Raw genomic sequence first — 19,259 nt, forward strand, 5'->3', positions numbered from 1 at the left:
TGCGTCCGCGTCGACAAGCAGGAGGTACAGGTTGCGACTCGGGCGGTTCGCGGTCGTCTTCGAGCCGGGCGACCCACCCCGCACCGGCACGGTCAGCTTCTACGACCCCGCCGGCGGCGCCGTGCCGGACGAGTGCGACGAGCTGGGCGAATACCGTGAGCTGGACCTCGCCCTGCCCCTCGACGGCCCGGTGGCCGCGTGGCAGGTGCCGGTCTGTGCCGTGCCGGTCGGCGACGCCGTCCGGCACCTCGTCGCGTTGCGCGACGAGGACGTCACGCCCGCCGCCGCGTTCTGGTCGGCGGTGGCGGTCACCGGCCTGCACCTGGTCGCCCGCGGTCGGTTGCTGCCCGGCGTCTCCCCGAACGGATACGACAGCTGGCGGGTGGGCCCGTTCGACGTCTCCGATGTGGAGCGCGTCCGCGCGCTCGCCGCGGCGATGCCCCCTGAGGCCCGTGCCGTGCCGATCGATCCCTTCGCCGAGCAGCTTGTGCTGCCCGAGGCGCAGGGGCTGGTGCGGGCATTCCTGGACGCGGTGGCCGACACCCTGCCCCGGACTCCGGCGGCTGCATGGCTGACCGGTGACGCCCGGTTCACCGGTCTTAACCCCGAGCCCGTTACGGACCTGCGCGAATGGGCGCGGGAGGTCTCCGCGGGGGTGGACACCGGTCTGCGGGTGGCGCTGCGGCTGGAGGGGCGGGGCAACTTCGAGACTACGGCTCTCACCGCGGTGGTCCGCATGCGCAGCCTCGCCGACCCGACGTTGGTCAGCGACGCGGCGGCGCTGTGGGAAGGTGATGAGCACGGTCTCGGTGAGCGGGCCACCTTCGAGGCGATGCTCGCGGTGCGTCGGGCCGCCGCAACATGGCAACCGCTGCAGCGGCTCCTCGACGAGGCCGCCCCGGTCGAGCTGGAGCTGCTCGACGAGGACCTGGTCGACCTGCTCGGTGGGGCCGAGGCGCGGCTCGCGGCGGCTGGCGTTGACGTCCAGTGGCCGCCGCAGCTGTCCCGCGAACTCCACGCCCGGGTCCTGATCGGATCGCCGCCCGAGCAGCCGCCGCAGGTGGCCCACTTCTTCCGTTCCGCCGCCGCGATGGCGCAAAGCTGGCAGCTCACCCTGGCCGGCGAGCCGCTGACCGCCCCGGAGATGGACATGGTCGCCACATCGCGGCCCATCGTCCGCCTGCGCGAACAGTGGGTGGCGGTCGCGCCGGAACTGGCCCGCAAGGCCCGGGAACGGCAGCTGCCACCGCTGAAGGCGTACGACGCGCTGGCCGCGACGCTGATCGGCAGCACACAGGTGGACGACGAGCGGGTCGAAGTGGTGGCCGACGGCTGGCTGGGCGCCCTACGCGATCGGATCGCCGAGCCGGAGGGCGGCCCGGAGCGGCTGACGCCCCCCGCCGAACTGGACGGCACTCTCCGCGACTACCAGCTGCGCGGACTGCGCTGGCTGGAACGGATGACCTCGCTCGGCTTCGGGGGCTGCCTCGCCGACGACATGGGGCTGGGCAAGACCGTCACCGTCATCTCACTGCACCTGCGCCGCCAGGCAGACCCGGTTCACGCCGGACCAACCCTGGTCATCTGTCCCGCATCGGTGCTCGGCAACTGGGAACGAGAAATCCGCCGGTTCGCCCCCGGCGTACCGGTCCGCCGATTCCACGGCACCGCCCGCTCCCTCGACGGCCTCGCCGGCGGTTTCGTGCTGACCAGCTACGGCACCATGCGGCTGGACGCCTCGGCGCTGAGCGGGCGGCCATGGGGAATGCTCGTCGCGGACGAGGCGCAGTACGTGAAGAACCGGCTCAGCGGCACCGCGAAGGCGCTGCGTGAGATCCCCGCCCGGGCTCGCGTCGCGCTCACCGGCACGCCGGTGGAGAACAACCTCTCCGAGCTGTGGGCCATCCTCGACTGGACCACCCCCGGCCTGCTGGGCAAGGTCGGCGCGTTCCGGGCCCGCTGGGCCCGACCGATCGAGGTGGACCGTGACACGACCAACGTTGAGCGGCTGTCCCGCCTGCTCCGACCCTTCCTCGTGCGGCGGCGAAAGTCCGACCCCGACATCGCCCCAGAGCTGCCGCCCAAGACCGTGACCGACCACCTGGTCTCGCTCACCGGCGAGCAGACGACGCTGTACCGCCGGGTCGTCGACGAGGTGATGGCCGAAATCCGGTCCAGCACAACCAGCATCGCCCGCCGTGGCCTGGTGCTGAAGCTGCTCGTCGGCCTCAAGCAGGTATGCAACCACCCGGCGCACTATCTCAAGGAGCCGCACGGCAAGCTCTCCGGACGCTCGGAGAAGCTGCAGCTCCTCGACGACCTACTGGAGACCATCCTCGCCGAGGACGGCGCTGCCCTGGTCTTCACCCAGTACGTACAGATGGCCCGACTGCTGCAACGGCACCTGGCCGAGCGGGGTGTGCCGGCGCAGCTGCTGCACGGCGGCACGCCGGTGCCCCGACGTGAGGAGATGGTGCGCCAGTTCCAGGCCGGGACGGTACCCGTGTTCCTGCTCTCGCTGAAGGCGGCCGGCACCGGTCTCAACCTGACCCGCGCCGACCACGTCATCCACTACGACCGTTGGTGGAATCCCGCGGTGGAGGAACAGGCCACCGACCGCGCCTACCGGATCGGGCAGACCAAGCCGGTGCAGGTGCACCGGCTGATCGCCCAGGGCACCCTGGAGGACCGGATCGCCGCACTGGTGGAGTCCAAGCGGGAACTGGCCGACGCGGTGCTCACCGGCGGTGAGACCGCCCTGACCGAACTGTCCGACGCCGAGCTGCTGCGGCTCGTGCAGCTGCCCAACGAGGAATGAGGGACGTGGACTTCGACTTCGACGACGAGCTGGACGCCGACCCGGCCGAGGACGACGGGCGGGCCCGCACCTTCCCGGCGTTCGGCCCGGGCAAGCGGATCGGCAGGAAGTTCGCCGACACCTGGTGGGGTAACTCCTGGATAGAGTCGATGGAGCGCACGGCGCTAGACCCGGAGCAGCTCAAGAAGGGCCGACAATACGCTTTCGCCGGGCAGGTCGGGTCGATCACGGTGAGTCCGGGCCGGATCTCCGCGCCGGTCCACGACGGCGACCAGTACACCCCGCACGACACGGTGGTACGCATCGGCACCCTCCCCGACGCCGAATGGGACCGCCTGCTCGACAGGGTGGCCGCCAAGGCAGGGCACATCGCCGCTCTGCTCGACCGAGACATGCCGCAGGACCTGGTGAACACCGCCGACGACGCCGGAGTGCGACTACTGCCCGGCTACGGCGACCTGGAGCCGGAGTGCGGCTGCCCGTCCTGGGATCACCCCTGCCGACACGCCGCCGCCCTGTCCTACCAGGCGTCCTGGCTGCTGGACCGCGACCCGTTCGTGCTGCTACTGATGCGTGGACGGGCGGAGCCGGAACTGGTCGAGGAACTACGCTCCCGCAACACCGGCCGGGCGGTCACCGCCGAGGAAGAGGATGCCACCGGCACCTGGGCCGAGGAGGCGTACACCACCGCCCCGGCGTCGCTGCCCGGGCCGCCAGCGCCGGTGCACGGCGAGGCGATGCCGCTCGCGCCCCTGCTCGCCGCGCACGATGCGCCTGGCATCGACGCCGACGCGTTGGGGATACTCGCCGCGGACGCTGCATCCCGTGCCCGGCGCCTGCTGGTCGCCACCCCCGCAGAGGTGCTCGCCCCCGAACACGACGCCTGGCAGGACGCCGTGCGGCTCGCCTCGGAGATGCCGAACTCGCCGGCCGCGAAGCGGCTCGAGGAAGCCAGCGGCCGAGCCGGCGAGCTACCCCGAGCGATCAAGGCACGGGAGTACGCCGGCAGCGCCGGCGTGGACGCCCTCGACACGGTCTTCAGCCCGCCGAAGGACCTCGTCTCCCGGGCCACCGACGCGCTCCGCGAGGCGTGGGAGGGCAGCGGCGCCGCACCGGAGCTGAAGAACTGGCGCAACCGCTGGACCGTCGGGCGGGACGTGCAGGTCCGCTATGGCCGCGATGGCCGCTGGTACCCGTTCCGCCGCCACTGCGGGCAGTGGTGGCCCGCAGGGCCGCCCAGCCCCGGCCCGGCCGACGCGCTGCTCAACGTCCTGAAGGACTGAACCGCGGGCTGAACTTTCCAGCGCCGCGCCGGTCGGCCCGTACGCCATACAGCCTCGCCGAGTTGCTCACCGCGCCTGCGCCGCTGGGCCCCGGGTCCCGATCGACCCCGCCGTCGCTGGCGGGCGTCGAGGTCGTCGCGCAGACGCACTGCCACCACCACTCGGTCACGGGCTGGGAAGCCGGCGCCGCCCTCCTGGCCCGGGCGGGCGCGTCCGTGACCCGGCTGGCCACCCGTCCATCCTGTCGCCGGGACGCCGCAACTTGCGTCCGGCGAGTACGTTGACGGCCAGCAATTCCGTTGACGACTTGCCCAAGGCGAATGCTGAAGAGGGTGGTGCGGTGACGGCGACGCTCGTCCCTCCGCCGGTGACCGATGTGCGGCCTACCGGGTCGGTCGGTCTGCGGGGCTGGATCGTCGGTGGCCTCCGGGACACGCCGCGCCGGCTGGCCGCCGTGCTGACCGGCCTGGTCGCCCTGGGGTTCGTCGTTGGGTTGGTGGGGTTCGCCGGGGTGCGGCAGCGGGTCGACCTGATCGACGGCGTGACGTCTCGCAGCGGCGCGCTGGTAGTGGCCGCGCAGGACCTCTACCGGGCCCTGTCCGACGCGGATGCCACAGCGGCGAGCGCCTTCCTGTCCGGCGGTGTCGAGCCGGTGGCGCAGCGAGACCGCTACCAGAACGACGTGGCCGCGGCGGCGGCGGCGTTGTCGGTGATCGCGGCCGGGCGGTCTGGAGACGGCGCCAGGGATGGCGCCGTAGGGGTGATCGCCGCCGAGCTCCCGGTGTACACCGGGCTGATCGAGACGGCGCGTGCCTACAATCGGCAGGGGCTGCCAGTCGGCGCGGCGTATCTGCGGGAGGCGTCGGGGCTGATGCGGCAGCGGATGCTGCCGGCCGCCCAGCAGCTCTACCGGTCGGTCACCGCGGAGCTGGACCGGGCGCGCGGCGGCGGCGCCGGGTTCCCCTGGATCGCCGTGCTGCTCGGGCTGGTGGCCATAGGCGGTCTGGTGCGGACGCAGATGTGGCTGACCAGGCGGACCAACCGGGTGTTCAACATCGGTCTGGTGGGGGCGACCGCGGCCGCGGTGGTGCTGGTTGGCTGGCTCGGCGTGTCGGCGGTCGTCATCGGTGCCCGGCTGGACGCCAGCGACCGGGACGGCTCGGCGCAGGTGGACCGGCTCGTCCAGGCCCGGGTCGCGGCGTTGCAGGCCCGGGCCGACGAATCGCTGACGCTGGTCGCCCGCGGCGCTGGCGGCGACTTCGACAAGGATTACACCGCGGTGATGGCCCGGCTGATCGGTCCGGACGGCCACGGCGGACTGCTGCGCGACGTCGCCGAGCGGGCCGCCGACGAGCCGACGCGGGCCGCGGCCGACAGGGCCGCGGGACAGGCCCGGGACTGGCTCGCCGCACACCAGAAGCTGCGGCAGCTCGACGACGGTGGCCGTTACACCGAGGCGGTGACCGCCGCGGTGGGCAGCGATCCCGGCGCGACGGCAAGCATCTTCAACGAGTTGGACGGCATGCTCGCCAGCGCGATCACCCGCAACAGCGACCGGTTCGAGGCCGACGCCCGGTCTGCCCGTCGCGGGCTTTCCGGAATGGACGTCGGGGTTGTGGTCCTGGCCGGACTGATGGTGATCGGCGCTGCGGCGGGCATCCAGCGACGAATCGCGGAGTACCGATGAACGTCTCTCGACTGATGTCCGTGGCCGTGGCGCTGACGGTGACCCTCGGCTTGGCCGGTTGCGGCGGTGGCGGTGGGTCCCTGCCGGCCGGCGCGTCCGCCGTCACGCCGGTCCGCCCGGTCGGGGTGCAGGACCCGGCGGACCTCCCGGACGGGGCCAACGCCGGCCCCGCCTCCTGCGATCCGCGGGCCAGTCTCCGCCCAGCGGCCACCCAGCCCCGCCCCGGCCAGATGCCGGCCGGCTCGACCATGGCTCGGATTCTCCAGCGGGGCCGGTTGATCGTCGGCGTCGACCAGAACAGCTACCGGTTCGGGTTCCGTGACCCGCTCACCGGAGAGCTGACCGGCTTCGACGTGGACGTGGCCCGCGAGGTGGCCCGGGCCATCTTCGGCGATCCATCCAAGATCCAGTTCAGGGCAACGAACTCGGCGTCGCGGATCCCGTCCCTGCAGGACGGGACGGTCGACATCGTCGTACAGACCATGACCATGAACTGCGAACGGTGGCAGAAGGTCAACTTCTCCACCGAATACTTCACCGCCGGCCAGCGGATCCTGGTGCGCCGAGGGTCGCCGGTGCGTAGCGTCGCCGACCTGGGTGGCCAGAAGGTCTGCTCGGCGATCGGCAGCACGTCCATCCGCAATGTCGCTGCCGCACCGGCCAAGCCACTGCCCGTCGGAGTGCCGGACTGGACCGACTGTTTGGTGATGCTCCAGCAGAACCAGGTCGCCGCCGTCTCCACCGACGACAGCATTCTGGCCGGGCTGGCCGCGCAGGACCCCAACACCGTCGTGGTTGGGCCACGGTTCAGCGACGAGCCGTACGGGATCGGCATCAACCGGGACGCCACCGACCTGGTCAGATTCGTCAACGGGGTCCTGGCCCAGTTGCGGGCGGACGGCACCTGGACCCGGCTCTACACCCGGTGGCTCGCCGCGCTCGGCCCGGCTCCACAACCGCCGACCGCCCGATACCGGGACTGACCGGCGTGACCGCACCGGTTCCGCTGAGCCGTGACGAGGTCGACGTGGCCATCGTCGCGCTGGGCGCAGCCCACGACCGGATCTCCGCGGCCATGTACGCCCTGGACAATCACCCGGGCCTTGCGACGGCCCGGCTGCCCGGCCTGACCGGACGGACCGAGCGGTACGCCGCCGACCTGGCCGCCCAGCTTGACGCGCTCTGGTCCCGGTTCACCGCACTCGGGGCGCTCCTGGACCAGCTCCGGACCCTGCGGGCGCAACAATCCCGGCCCGGTGACGAGGAGTTGGCCAAGCTCACCTGGTTGCTGCGTGCCCCGGTGGTCCCGGTCGGCGCGGACGGAATGGTTCTCGACGATGCGCCGCCGGGGGCCGTCCGGCTGCCGCTGATGGAGCTCGCCCGTCAGCTGGAAACCGGCAGCACCGACGCCATCGACCGGTTGTCCGTCCTGGATGAGGCCGGGTCGGTGCTGGCCGTCCGGTTCGGGCCGCCCAGCGAGGCGTTGACCCGGCTGCGGGCGGCCGTCGACGCGCTCGGGCCGGACGGGGTGCCCACCGCCGCCCTGGATCGGCTCGGCGAGCGGCTCGCGGACGCGTATCGAGAGGCGTCCGGCGATCCGCTGGCGGTGGCGCCGGGCGGTGGCCCCGCCGCCACCGCGCTGGATACCCGGCTGCGTGAGCTGGCCGCAGAGACCGCGACGGTGGCCGGCGAGGTCGACGCGTTGGTTGGTCTGCGCGACGGCTATCCGCGACGGGCGGAGCGGCTGCGCGCCACGATTGTTGAGGTCGAGGCCGGCGAGGAGGCGGCGGCGCGGGCCTGCGCTGCCACCGAGGAGAAGATTGCCAACACCGGGCTGCCCGCAGTTCCGGATGCCACCCCCGCGCTTCGGGCCCAGCTGGCGCAGCTCGACCAACTTCACCGGGAGCGGCGGTGGAGCCGACTGGCCGATGAGCTGGCGGCGGCGGAGCGGGCCGCGGCGGCGGCGGTCGAGCGGGCCGCCGGGCTGCGGGATGCCGCGGACGGTCTTCTGGAGCGGCGCGCCGAGCTGCGCGGCCGCCTCGCCGCCTACCGGGCCAAGGCGGCCCGGCTCGGCTTCGCCGAGCACACCGAGCTGTCCCGCCGGCACCGTGCCGCCGAGGACCTTCTCTACTCCAGCCCGTGCGATCTGCCCGCGGCGACCCGGGCCCTGTCCGCGTATCAGCGGTATCTCAACGACCTCAGCGAGCGGGGGACGACATGAGCCAGCGGTGCGTACGACCCGACTGCACCGGCAGCTACGGGCCGGAGGGCTACTGCGACGAGTGCGGGCGCAAGGCCCCGGCCGGGGTCCTGCCGACGCAGCCGACCCCCGGTGCCGGGCCGCCGCGGTCCGGGCCGGGCGCGGCACCGGTGCCACTCGCCTCCGTCGCCTCGACCCCGGTGAGCACGCGCGGCGGTTCGGTGCGCACCGGTTCGCGGGGCTCCAGCCGCAGCCGTGGGACCACCCGCGGTGGCCTCGGCGCCGGTCTGATCGAGCTGCCCCGCGTCCCGCTGCGCGACCCGGCCAGCGCGGTGATGGCCGAGCCGACGGTGGCCGAATCCCGCCGGTACTGCGTCGCGTGCGACAAGCCGGTCGGCCGGGGACGAGACGGCGCCCCGGGCCGCGCCGAAGGCTTCTGCCCCCACTGCGGCACCCCGTTCTCCTTCCTGCCGCGCCTCGGCCGTGGCGACGTGGTCGACGACCGGTACGAGGTGCTCGGCGCGCTCGCCTACGGCGGGCTGGGGTGGATCTATCTGGCTCGGGACAAGAACGTCAGCGACACCGTCAGCGACCGTTGGGTGGTCCTCAAGGGGCTGATCAACACCAGTGACCCGGACGCGATGGCCGCCGCGGTGACCGAGCGGCGCTATCTGGTGGAGATCGACCATCCGAGCATCGTCAAGATCCACGATTTCGTGCAGCATCCCGACCCGAAGACCGGCGTGCCGGTCGGCTACATCGTCATGGAGTACGTCGGCGGCCAGTCGCTGCGGGACATGCTGGTCAGCCGCCGAGCGGCCACCGGCGAGCGCGCGCTGCCGCTGCCCGAGGTGATCGCCTACGGCGTCGAGATCCTGCCCGCCCTGGGCTATTTGCATGACCGCAACCTGCTGTTCTGCGACTTCAAGCCGGACAACGTCATGCACGCCGAGGAACAGCTCAAACTGATCGACCTCGGTGCGGTCCGGCAGGTCGACGACGAGGTGAGCGCGGTCTACGGCACACCCGGTTACCAGGCGCCGGAGGTCGCCGAGGTGGGGCCGTCGGTGGCGGCCGACCTCTACACCGTCGGCCGGACCCTCGCGGTGCTGAGCTTCGACTTCCGCGGCTTCGCCAGCACCTACGCCGACCGGCTGCCGGACCGCTCAGAGGTGCCCTTGCTGGGCCGCGAGGAGTCGTACGACCGGCTCCTGCGCCGGGCCACCCACCTCGATCCGGACCGGCGCTTCCAGTCGGCGACCGAAATGAGCGAACAGCTCCTCGGGGTGCTGCGGGAGACGCTGTCGGCCGCCGACGGCGTGCCCCGGCCGGCGGTGTCCCGGCAGTTCACCCCGGAACGGCGGGCGTTCGGCACCGGTGCTGGCGAGGTGGGCGTGACCGCCATCGCCCGGCGGCTCGACCCGGCGGAGGTCGCCGCGGCGTTGCCGCTGCCGCAGGTGGACATCCTCGACCCGGGCACCGGCTTCCTCACCACGCTGACGGCGACCGCCCCAGGTGAGCTGATCGCGCAGTTGCGCAACGCCCCGGTGCGCAGCGTCGAGGTGGCGCTGCGCATCGTGCGGGCCCGGATCGACGGCGGCGACCTGGCCGGCGCTGCCGCAGACCTCGACCGGCTCTACGCCGACGACCCGTTCGACTGGCGGATCGACTGGTACCGTGGCCTCGCCGCGCTGGCCGCCAATCGGCCCGGAGATGCCCGGGTGGCCTTCGACGCCGTCTACGACCAACTGCCCGGCGAGCCGGCCGCCCGGCTGGCGCTGGCCGCCGCAGTGGAGAGCACCGGGGACTCAGAACTCGCCGAGCGGCTGTACGACCGGGTCTGGCGGTGCGACCACGGCTTCATCAGCGCCGCCTTCGCGCTGGCCCGGCTCCAGCTTGTCAAGGGCGGCCGAGTCCCCGCGTTGCGCGTCCTCGACCAGGTGCCGGAGAACTCCAGCCACCACATCGCCGCCCAAGTGGCCGCGGTCCGGGCCAACCTACCGGCCGAGGGGTTTCCCGCCGGCGCCGGCGAACTGCTGGCCGCCTCCGACCGGCTGCAGCGGCTCGGGTTGGACGTCGAGCGGCAGGCTCGGTTGACAGTGGAGATGCTCGAGGCGGCCGTCGCCTGGGTCACCGCCGGGCATACCCTGCCGCCGGACGCCCGGGTCCTCGGACACGGACCGCACGAAAAGGGGCTGAGGCTGGGCCTCGAACGCGCCTACCGCACCCTGGCGCAGCTCGCCGCCGACCCGCCTACCCGTATCGCACTGGTCGACCGGGCCAACGCCGTCCGGCCGAGGACACTGACATGACGGCCCCGTCTTGCCCCGAGCACGGCCCGGCCGGCGATCCGGGAGACCGCTTCTGTGAGGTATGCGGGCGCAACCTGCGCACCCGCGAAGAGGTGGCAGCTACCGCAGCCCCGCTGCCAGCCCCGAGATCCGGCACCGCCCCGGTCGCACCATGGTTGTCCTCCCGGGCGACCGAGGGCAACTGCGGCGGGTGCGGCGCCCAGGTGCCAGGCGGCGGATACTGCAACTCGTGCGGCCGCCGACGCTCGCTCGGCCGCGACCACGCCGAGCTCGACCTCGGCGACCTTGCGGCAGTGACGGACCGGGCCCGCCGACCACGCAACGAGGACGCGGTGGCGATCGGACGAATCGCCGGCGCCACCGTCGCAGTGGTCTGCGACGGCATCTCCACCTCGACCCACGCCGACACCGCCGCCACCGCCGCAGTGGAATCGGCCATCGTAGAGCTGCTGGACGCCCTGCACGGCGGCGCGGACCCGGCCGAGGCCGGCCGACGAGGCGCCCGGGCAGCCGCCGCCGCGGCCCGAGGCGCCGCCGGACCCGAGGATCGCGACACCCCGCCCAGCTGCACGTACGTCTCCGCGATCGTCACCAGGGACGCGGTGACGGTGAGCTGGATCGGCGACAGCCGGGCTTACTGGCTCGGGCCGAACGAGGCGCTGTTGACCCTCGACGACTCGTTGCGGGCCCGCGTGGCCGCTGGCCGGCCGGTGCCAGCGGCGCTGGCCGAGGAGGATCCCCGGTCCCCGGCCCTGATCCGCTGGCTCGGTGTGGACGGCGACGACGAGGACGCCCAGGTCGTCACCCTGCGCCCGACCGGTCCCGGCCAGGTCGTGGTCTGCTCCGACGGCCTGCACCACTATCTGCCGGGAGCGAACGACCTGGCCGCGGCGGTGTCCGGCCTCCCGCCGACACCCCTGGCAGTGGCGCAAGGTCTGACCAGGCTGGCACTGGAGGGCGGCGGCCACGACAACGTGGCGGTCGCCATACTGCCGTTTCCGGTAACCGAGACAGGAGGAACACCGGCATGAGCGGGCAACCCGAGTTCGTCGCCGAGGTCGACCAGAACGAATACCTACCGATGGGACGACGGATCGTCGACGCGATCGTCACCGTCACGGCCTCCGGCGCGGACCTGCGGGGCACCGCCGGACCGGTGACCGCGGCGCAAGTGATCATGATCGACACCTCCGGTTCGATGACCGCACCCCCCTCGAAGATCCAGCAGGCGAAGCGGGCCACCGCGGTCGCCATCGACACCCTCCGCGACGGCGTGGCCTTCGCGGTCGTCGCCGGCTCGGCGCAAGCCTGGATGGTCTACCCGCCGCAGCCGGGGATGGTGCCCGCCTCCCCACAAACTCGGGCGCAGGCCAAGTCGGCGGTGGCCGGGCTGCGAGCCGAAGGCGGAACCGCCATCGGCGCCTGGCTCAACCTCGCCAATCACCTGTTCGCCGGCCAGCCGGCCGAAGTGAAGCACGCCATCCTGCTCACAGACGGGCAGAACCAGCATGAGCGGCCGGAGGACCTGCAGCGGGTGCTGGACGCCTGCGAGGGCCGGTTCATCTGCGACAGCCGAGGCGTCGGCGCCGACTGGGTCGCCGACGAGCTGCGGAAAGTAGCGTCCACCCTGCTCGGCACCGCAGACGGGTTGGAGGATCCGGCCGACCTGCCGGCGGCATTCCAGGCGATGACCGCGTCCGCGATGGGCAAATCGGTCGCCGACGTGTCGCTGCGGGTGTGGAGTCCGACGGGCGCCAGGATCCGCTTCGTCAAACAGGTCTTCCCGCAGGTCGAGGACCTCACTGGCCGGCGCACCGAGGTCAGCGCCCGCATCGGCGACTATCCGACCGGCGCCTGGGGCGCCGAGAGCCGGGACTATCACATCTCGGTCGAACTGGAGCCACAACCGGTGGGGGAGGAGCTGCTCGCCGCCCGGGTCAGCCTGGTCAGCGCCGCTCAGGTGCTCACCGAGCGACTCGTGCTGGCCCGGTGGACTGACGACGAGGAGCTTTCCACCCGGATCAACCGGCAGGTGGCGCACTACACCGGCCAGGCCGAGCTGGCCGCCGCGATTCAGGACGGGCTGAAGGCCCGGGACGCCGGCGACGTAGAGACCGCCACCGCAAAGCTCGGCCGGGCGGTCCAGTTGGCCACCGAGTCCGGCCACGTCGACACCGCCAAGCTGCTGGCCCGGGTGGTGGACGTGGTCGACGCGCCGACCGGCACGGTCCGACTCAAGAAGCAGGTGGCCGGAGTGGACGCCGAGCTGACCAACGTGCGGTCGGTGAAGACCATCCGGGTGAAGAAGACCCAGGCCTGACGGGAGCGACACGATGGCCACCTGCCCCAAAGGACACGAATCGACGACCGCCGACTACTGCGACCAGTGCGGTGCCCCGATGCCCGGCACGTCGACGCCGGCTCCGCCGGCCGCCGTAGCCCCGCCGGCCGTGGCGCCGGCCGCCCCGCCCGCGGATCCCGTCGCCGGTACGCCGTGCCCGGTCTGCAATACGCCCCGCACTGGCCGCTTCTGTGAGGAGGACGGCTACGACTTCCTGCTCGCCCCGCCGGTGACCGCGGCGAGTCCGTCCACCTCGCCCACTGGTGTCGCCGTCCCCGCGGCGGGCCGTGAGACGGCTGCCGGACCGCCATCCTCGGCCACGCCGGCGGCGCTGGTCGTCGTGGTGGGCACCGACCGCGGCTACTTCGACGCGGTCCTCGGTATGGGTGGCGAGGACGCCGGCGCGCTGACCTTTCCTCGATTCGCCGCCGAGCGCCGGTTCCCGTTGGTGGGCCAGCAGTTGCTGATCGGACGGTCCAGCCGGTCCCGGGGCATACACCCCGACATAGACCTCAGCGGCCCACCGGAGGACCCGGGCGTCTCACACACCCACGCGCTCCTCGTCCTGCAGCCCGACGGTTGGGCGGTGGTCGACCTCGGCTCATCCAACGGCACGTACCTCAACGACCCGCACTCGGCGCCGGTCCCGCCCGAGACCCCGGTGCCGATCGCCGCCGGTGACCGCGTCTTCGTCGGCGCTTGGACCTGCCTGTCCATCCGCCCCGCCTAACCTGATCTTGAGACCTGCGTTCGTGGTGTCGAGCCGTCTCAGATCAGCTCAGCGACCCTGAGTCGGATTGAGTTTCCGGGATCGTTTCCCATCGTCGTGGGGCCGCGTGGGCATTCAGGGGGAATCCTGCGCCCAGGGCGGCTCCCCGTGGCCGGTGGCCGGCGGTGGATGTGCTGATCGTTGTTCACGCCCTGGTGCCGGTGGGCTGCGCGGGGCAGCCTCCGGCCCGTACGCAGCGTCACAGCATGTCGATCAAGACGATGCTCGGTCTTGCCTGAGAAGCGTGCGTTCAGGCGGCGTCCTGATGCTCTGGCGGCATTGCTTCTGCCGCTGACGGCCGTTTGCTAGCGTCGCGGCGGCAGCGAGACGGCGTCCGAGGCTTCCTGCGGGGGAGTTCGCCGTGCCGAACGGTTCGGTCGCTGCCGGACTGGATATCAAAAGACGTCGTCGTATCCCTGCTGCCAGCGGTCGGCGTTACGGCGCCAGATATGCCGGGTCACCCACACGAACAGACCCGCGCCTGCGCCCGGCAGCACGATGAACAGGAGAGCCCAATCACGTGTCACAGCGGTCATCAGCAGAAAGATCGACGTGAAGATTGCCGAGATGGCAACGCTCGGTTCCGGCCGCCGCAACCAGTAACGCAACATCCCAGGCCGAGGCCGCTGTCCGCGCCGTGGAGTCTCACGATCCTTGAGCTCTGCTAGCCGCCGACGCCGTCTGCGCCGCCCTTTCTTCCTCTGCCCCGACCCCGACCCCGACACACTACTGATCCTAGAGCCTGTCGACCCTCACTCTAAGTAGCCGCGATCCGCGCGCTAGGCAGGGTTACGTGACCGCTCGCGGAGCGCGGCGCGGATCTGCCGAGAACAGCGCCGGGGCGCCACCAGCGTGGCCTGTGTACCGGGAAGCGCCGATGCTGTTGCTGGCGCAAGTGGACTGCGCGCAGACGGCCGCGATCCTAGGCGCGGAGTGGCCGTTCCCACGCCAGGGGTACCTGCTGTTTTTCCACGACGACGAGTTCTCCGCGACCTACGACTACGAGCAAGGCGACGGCGGTTGCCGGGTGCTGCACCTGCCCGCCGGCTCCGGAGCAGAAGCGGTCGCCACCATCCCCGCCCTGACACTGGACGCCACCCTGATGCCGTCTCTACCCAACTTGCGGGATGACGCCGACAAGGCGCTGGGCATCCACATCGTCGAGCTGATCGATCTGTTGGAGGAGCATCGGCCGTTGTTGCCGGCACCCCGGCATCGTCTGCTCGGCTACTGCGACACTGATACGTCCCACCCGCCAGGGCACCGACCTCTTCTGCAGTTGGAGGCGGAACGGGGTACGGCGTGGGGCGAGATCGTCAACGTCTCCTCAGCTGACACCACCCGGCTCGCCTGCTCCATCGTGATCGGCGAGGGCATCACCGACGAGACTCCCGGCACGCAGGAAATCCAGGCGGTGGTCGCCGACGCCGAGGCGACGCGCCGGCAACTGCTCGACGCCGGCGTCGATGCCAGCGAGGTCGAGGTGCAGCCATGGGGCAACTTCGTCTACTTCGGCGATCCTGACGGCAACAGGTGGTCGTTGCAGGCGATCGAGTCACGCCCCCAACGTCTGATCGACGGCCCACAACAACCCTGGCAACGCACTGATTCGTCGCGATCCGCGCGCGATGCGGCGTCATGAAATCCTGACTCGGCCGGCGTACCCACAGGTAGCCGAGAAGCGGACGCGTGGACTGGGCACGAGGGCGTCATGGCGGGTTCGACTCTGCAGCACTACGAGCACTACGTGCGAATGTCGCGCGGTTGAGGGAGGTTTCACTGCGGTCCGTTAGCAGCGCGGTCCGTCACAGCGAAGCGGATCACGAGTGGACCACGTCGTCCCAGCGCCCACACGGTGAGCGCGAAGCAGCAGAGCGCCGTTCCCGTGATCGTGACCGCTGTCCAGCCGCCCGCAGGCCAGAGCGTGGTCGCGGCGGCGGAGCCGATAGCGGCGCCGATGAAGTTGCCGGTGGCTAGCGCGGTGTTGAGCCGGCTGCGGGCCTCGTGGGAGAGGGCGAACAGCCGCGCCCGGTTGAGGAGGGCCTGCGTCTGGAGGGCGACATCGATCATGACGATCGCGATGAGGATAAGGACGACGGAGCGGCCGGCGAACGCCGCGACGACGAAGGCGCCGAGGGCCAGTACCCAGGCCGCGCCGGTGGCCGGAAGCGACCAACCGCGGTCGTGCAGACGACCGCCGTGCAGGCCGGAAAGGACACCAGCGAGGCCAGCCAACCCGAACAGCCCGATCACCGCTACCGGGTACCGGAACGGTGGGCCGCTGAGCAGGAACGCCAGCGCCGTCCAGAACAGTGAGAACGTGGCGAACCCTGTGGCGGCCAGGACCAGCGTCCATCGGGCCGCCCGCTCGCGCATGATCACCGCGCCGACCGAGGCGATGAGCTGTGGGTATGGCATGCGCGTCCGCGGTGTCAGCGGTGGAATCGCGCGGTAGAGCAGGACCGCGAGCAGGACGGCGACGACCGCGGCGAGGGCGAAGATCGTGCGCCACCCGGCGGCGCCGGCGACGAACCCGCTGATCGTGCGGGAGGCCAAGATACCGGTGAGGGTCCCGGACCCGACGGCGCCGACGATCCGACCGCGGTGGGCGGCGCCGGCCAGGTCCCCGGCGAGCGGTGTGAGGACCTGCCCGGAAATCGTTGTCACGCCGAGCACGCCCAGTGCGAGCAGGAGTACGCCGATCGACGGCGCCAGCGCGCACAGCAGCAGTGCGGCGGCCGAGGTCAGCAGCATCACCGGGACGAACCGGCGGCGGTCCAGGACGTCGCCGAGCGGCACGAGCAGCAGCACGCCGACGGCGTACCCGACCTGCGTCGCGGTGACGAGCCAGCCCGGCCGCCGCGGCCGCGGCGCGTAGATCGCCTGCGATGAGGCTGAGCAGCGGCTGCGCCCAGTACAGGTTGCCGATGGCCACTCCCGCCGCCAACGCGAACAGGAACGTCAGCCGACGGCTCATTTCCGACGGCGGTGCCATGCGGGGTGCTGCCACCCTGCCACGCTAAGGCGCGGGGTCCAGCGAGGGCCTGAGCGTGGCAGGGCCGAACCCGCCGGGATGTCCACATCTCTCCCGGCACCCGTCAGGTGTGCCCGGACAGGTCGACACGGCGGGCAACGACAGTCCCCACCGGTGGGGTCGTCGTAGGGCACAAGACGCTAGCCCGCGATCGCGTGAATATGGCTCGTCGCGTTCGCGGCCAGCGGGCGACGCCGTCGCCTTCGCATGATCGAGTGCGCACATCTGGCAGTCCGTGTGTGCTGACCGATCAAGAGCGGTCACGGTCGGTAGCTGGCTGCTGAGTCGAGCGGGCATCCTGAACTGCTGATGACAGTGTGGTGGCGACCGTCAGAAGCTGAACGACCTCATGCGGGTATTGGGCCGATCTGATGGCCGTTACCGGGGCATCGTCGGCGCGCTCGGCGTCGCGAAATGTGTAGTCGCGACCTGGCGTTCGAAGCTCGGACGAAGCGAGAGGCCCGTCGCTGGCGCGATAGGTTGCGGAATGCGTCGGCAGGGCACCCCGGGTTCGGCCGCCGCTGGGCGGGGATTCGATCGGGATCCCGGTTCCGCTCCCCGAGAGATCGACCTTGCCCAACCTCAATCTATGAAGCGTCAGCCTCGCGGGAGCTGCGCAATGCGCCGACCGCCACCAGTCCCGCACCGGCGAGCGCGATTGCCGCCTCTATGGCCCGAGATACCTGAGGAAAGTCTTCCGTTGGCGTGCTCACCATCACTCCTAGCGTCAGGACGACGCCGTCGGCAGGTTCGGCTAGGTTCCACCAGCCTGACCACACCCCGGCGAGATCCGAGTAGGCGCGAGCCGCTCCGAGTGACAGCAGGAACAACCCCACCGGGAGCAGCCAACGCCGGTCGGCCCGCCACCCTGACAGCGCGAGTGCCCCCATGGCCACGAGGGCAGCGAGCAGCGCCGGCCACACCGACCCGAGCAGGTCGATCAGCGGATAACGGCCGAACTCCCGCGCGGCGCTCAGCCCGAACCAGGCGAGAAGCAGCAGCGCGAGGACTGTCGTCGCGACACCCCGCCGCCTGCCGCGTGACGGTAACGCCAACGCACCGGCCGCGAGACAGAGAACCCCAAGCGCCAGACCCAGCGCGGCGAGCCTTTCCCGGTCGATCATCTCCTGCCAACGCGCCAACATGGCCGTCTTCGCTACCCCTTGGCCGTATGTCAGCCAGCCTGCTTCATCGACCTGCTCCTGGTACCAGAACAGTCTTACCGCCGCCACCACGGCAAGTAGCCCGATACCGGCGGCGACGGCCCACCTCACGCGGCGCACACCCCGGCTCGCCAGCACGTAGCCGAGCAGTGCGAGCAGCATGACCAGGCCGAACTGCAGCGACGCGGCTGGCATGGCGAGCAGCGCCGCCGCAACCGAGAGCAGACCAGCCGCGGCGGATGCAACGAGCAGACCGAACGAAAGACGCATGGCCAAGATCGTGACACATGCGCCAGGCGAGCGGTCCGCATCTGGTCCGCAAGAGGCCGACGCGCAGCGGGGAGTGATGTGAGATGTCAAAAGGTGTTTCCGCTGCTAGACCGCCATGTGCCAGGCCCACGGGACGGGCAGTTTGATCTCGTAATGCGTAGGTCATCTCAGCCATAAGTCCAGCGCGCACTTGCGCCGTGAGGACCACCTCGTCGCAACTGTTGACGATCGCTTGCCTGCTGCGGCCTCCAAGGTGATCGTCTCCGTATCATCCAAGTCAACGTGGATCGGCCGGCTGCTCTGCCGGTCCAGACGAACCCGAACCACGTACGGTCCCGGCGCTACGTCGAAGCTCTGGCTGGCACCGCGCTCCAAGCTCCCGATGATCTCCCCGTCGATTTCGATCATCATTTGCCGAGATATCGCAACGTCAAAGGCTCGACGGAACGTGATGACCGGCATGAGTCGTGCACCCCTTATTAGAAGGCTGTACAGCCATCCGTACAGCCAAGACCGCCGCCAAGCGCCGACACTGACGGACGACGACGGACGGCATAACCAGGGACATCGTCACCCGACCAGCCATCCGCGATCTTCTTCTAAACTCCGGGCGGCTCGGTCCGCCGGCGCTAGACAGCCGACATTGAGACCTCACGGGTTATGAACGTTCGCCGAGCGTGCCAGTTTGCGCTGAACGGCCCGGAGGAGAAAGATCGTCTCTTCGTCTGATAGGCCGGTCGTGGTCGACCAATCACAACCGGATCCGAAAATGTCGCTGGCGAAAACTACCTCAGTGGCTATCAGGACACGTCGCCAGTCACGACGGCTAAGCGGCGCTTCAGCGCGGATCGACGCGTGCAAAGGATCGGCCTGCGCATAGAAATCCTCGACCCCCTCGAAGCCCATGGCGACCGCCAACGCTTCAGTGCTATGAGCCGGCCCGCCCCACTCCATGAGCCCCCGGGCGAGTAGGTGGCGTTCAGCTTCGGTGAGGTCGACCATGACCAGGTCGCCGAGAGCCGCGGCTGGCTGACCTGGTTGCGCGTCCGCTCCGTCCATGCGTCGATCGTGCCAGCCTTGCGCCGTGTGGCTGTACAGCCATCCGTACAGCCAAACCGGTCGACGGCGGTAGGGCGAAGGCGCTGCCAGTTTCTGACCCCGGTCTGACCTCAGCCTGACCCAGTACGACGCCAACAGCCGCCACCGGATGAGCGCCGGCCACGAGCCAGTGGGGAGGCGAGGCGGGTAGTGGCGGATGCGGGACGCTCCTACAGATCAAAAGGTGAGGGGTGGGCCGCCCCGCGTTTTCCGGACAGGCTCGTTTGTGACTAATTCATGCGGCGAGCTGCCGGTTCTCGAACTCGTCTCGAACTTGTCGTGGG

General features: G+C 71.0%; 14 protein-coding genes. 10 read left to right on the forward strand and 4 right to left on the reverse strand.

Going from position 1 to position 19,259, the window contains the following annotated elements; all coding sequences use genetic code 11:
- Positions 1 to 31: 31 nt before the first annotated feature.
- The 9 genes from ACFYM6_RS33900 to ACFYM6_RS33940 all read left to right on the forward strand — a co-directional run bounded on the left by ACFYM6_RS33900 (position 32) and on the right by ACFYM6_RS33940 (position 13,371).
- Positions 32 to 2,818: a DEAD/DEAH box helicase gene (locus ACFYM6_RS33900; RefSeq protein ID WP_387281556.1), complete on the forward strand. Its 2,787-nt coding sequence runs from the start codon at positions 32 to 34 to the stop codon at positions 2,816 to 2,818.
- Positions 2,815 to 4,101, forward strand: a complete 1,287-nt coding sequence (locus ACFYM6_RS33905; protein WP_387281557.1) for an SWIM zinc finger family protein — start codon at positions 2,815 to 2,817, stop codon at positions 4,099 to 4,101. The genes ACFYM6_RS33900 and ACFYM6_RS33905 overlap by 4 nt, the downstream gene beginning before the upstream one ends.
- 340 nt (positions 4,102 to 4,441) lie before the next feature.
- On the forward strand, positions 4,442 to 5,788 hold the full coding sequence (locus ACFYM6_RS33910; RefSeq protein ID WP_387281558.1) for a hypothetical protein: 1,347 nt from the start codon (positions 4,442 to 4,444) through the stop codon (positions 5,786 to 5,788).
- Positions 5,785 to 6,771 (forward strand): glutamate ABC transporter substrate-binding protein, encoded by a 987-nt coding sequence (locus ACFYM6_RS33915; protein ID WP_387281559.1) that lies wholly within the window; start codon positions 5,785 to 5,787, stop codon positions 6,769 to 6,771. Before ACFYM6_RS33910 ends, ACFYM6_RS33915 begins: the two co-directional genes overlap by 4 nt.
- Positions 6,772 to 6,776: 5 nt before the next feature.
- Positions 6,777 to 8,009 (forward strand): hypothetical protein, encoded by a 1,233-nt coding sequence (locus ACFYM6_RS33920; RefSeq protein ID WP_387281560.1) that lies wholly within the window; start codon positions 6,777 to 6,779, stop codon positions 8,007 to 8,009.
- Positions 8,006 to 10,300 carry a tetratricopeptide repeat protein gene (locus ACFYM6_RS33925; protein ID WP_387281561.1) on the forward strand — a complete coding sequence of 765 codons (2,295 nt, stop codon included), beginning with the start codon at positions 8,006 to 8,008 and terminating at the stop codon, positions 10,298 to 10,300. The genes ACFYM6_RS33920 and ACFYM6_RS33925 overlap by 4 nt, the downstream gene beginning before the upstream one ends.
- Positions 10,297 to 11,331, forward strand: coding sequence for a PP2C family protein-serine/threonine phosphatase (locus tag ACFYM6_RS33930; RefSeq protein ID WP_387281562.1), 1,035 nt, complete (start codon positions 10,297 to 10,299; stop codon positions 11,329 to 11,331). Before ACFYM6_RS33925 ends, ACFYM6_RS33930 begins: the two co-directional genes overlap by 4 nt.
- Entirely contained in the window at positions 11,328 to 12,620 is a 1,293-nt protein-coding gene (locus ACFYM6_RS33935; RefSeq protein ID WP_387281563.1) for a VWA domain-containing protein, read from the forward strand. The genes ACFYM6_RS33930 and ACFYM6_RS33935 overlap by 4 nt, the downstream gene beginning before the upstream one ends.
- Before the next feature lie 13 nt (positions 12,621 to 12,633).
- Positions 12,634 to 13,371: an FHA domain-containing protein gene (locus tag ACFYM6_RS33940; RefSeq protein ID WP_387281564.1), complete on the forward strand. Its 738-nt coding sequence runs from the start codon at positions 12,634 to 12,636 to the stop codon at positions 13,369 to 13,371.
- Between the two features lie 434 nt (positions 13,372 to 13,805).
- Here ACFYM6_RS33940 and ACFYM6_RS33945 read toward each other — a convergent pair whose 3' ends face one another.
- Positions 13,806 to 14,021, reverse strand: a complete 216-nt coding sequence (locus tag ACFYM6_RS33945) for a hypothetical protein (RefSeq protein WP_387281565.1) — start codon at positions 14,019 to 14,021, stop codon at positions 13,806 to 13,808.
- Between the two features lie 248 nt (positions 14,022 to 14,269).
- Here ACFYM6_RS33945 and ACFYM6_RS33950 point away from each other — a divergent pair, with 248 nt between their 5' ends.
- Positions 14,270 to 15,052, forward strand: coding sequence for a DUF1963 domain-containing protein (locus ACFYM6_RS33950; protein WP_387281566.1), 783 nt, complete (start codon positions 14,270 to 14,272; stop codon positions 15,050 to 15,052).
- 134 nt (positions 15,053 to 15,186) lie between these two features.
- On the opposite strand, the gene ACFYM6_RS33955 is transcribed toward ACFYM6_RS33950, so the two are convergent.
- From ACFYM6_RS33955 to ACFYM6_RS33965, 3 genes are all read right to left on the reverse strand, one after another.
- On the reverse strand, positions 15,187 to 16,221 hold the full coding sequence (locus ACFYM6_RS33955) for an MFS transporter (protein WP_387281567.1): 1,035 nt from the start codon (positions 16,219 to 16,221) through the stop codon (positions 15,187 to 15,189).
- Positions 16,222 to 17,031: 810 nt separating this feature from the next.
- Positions 17,032 to 17,877 carry an aminopeptidase gene (locus tag ACFYM6_RS33960; RefSeq protein WP_387281568.1) on the reverse strand — a complete coding sequence of 282 codons (846 nt, stop codon included), beginning with the start codon at positions 17,875 to 17,877 and terminating at the stop codon, positions 17,032 to 17,034.
- 651 nt (positions 17,878 to 18,528) lie between these two features.
- The gene (locus ACFYM6_RS33965; protein ID WP_387281569.1) at positions 18,529 to 18,936 is read right to left on the reverse strand and encodes a hypothetical protein; all 408 of its coding nucleotides are present in this window, start codon (positions 18,934 to 18,936) and stop codon (positions 18,529 to 18,531) included.
- Between the last annotated feature and the right edge of the window lie 323 nt (positions 18,937 to 19,259).

It is taken from the genome of Micromonospora sp. NPDC006431 (genome assembly GCF_042870725.1).
Lineage (GTDB): Bacteria > Actinomycetota > Actinomycetes > Mycobacteriales > Micromonosporaceae > Micromonospora.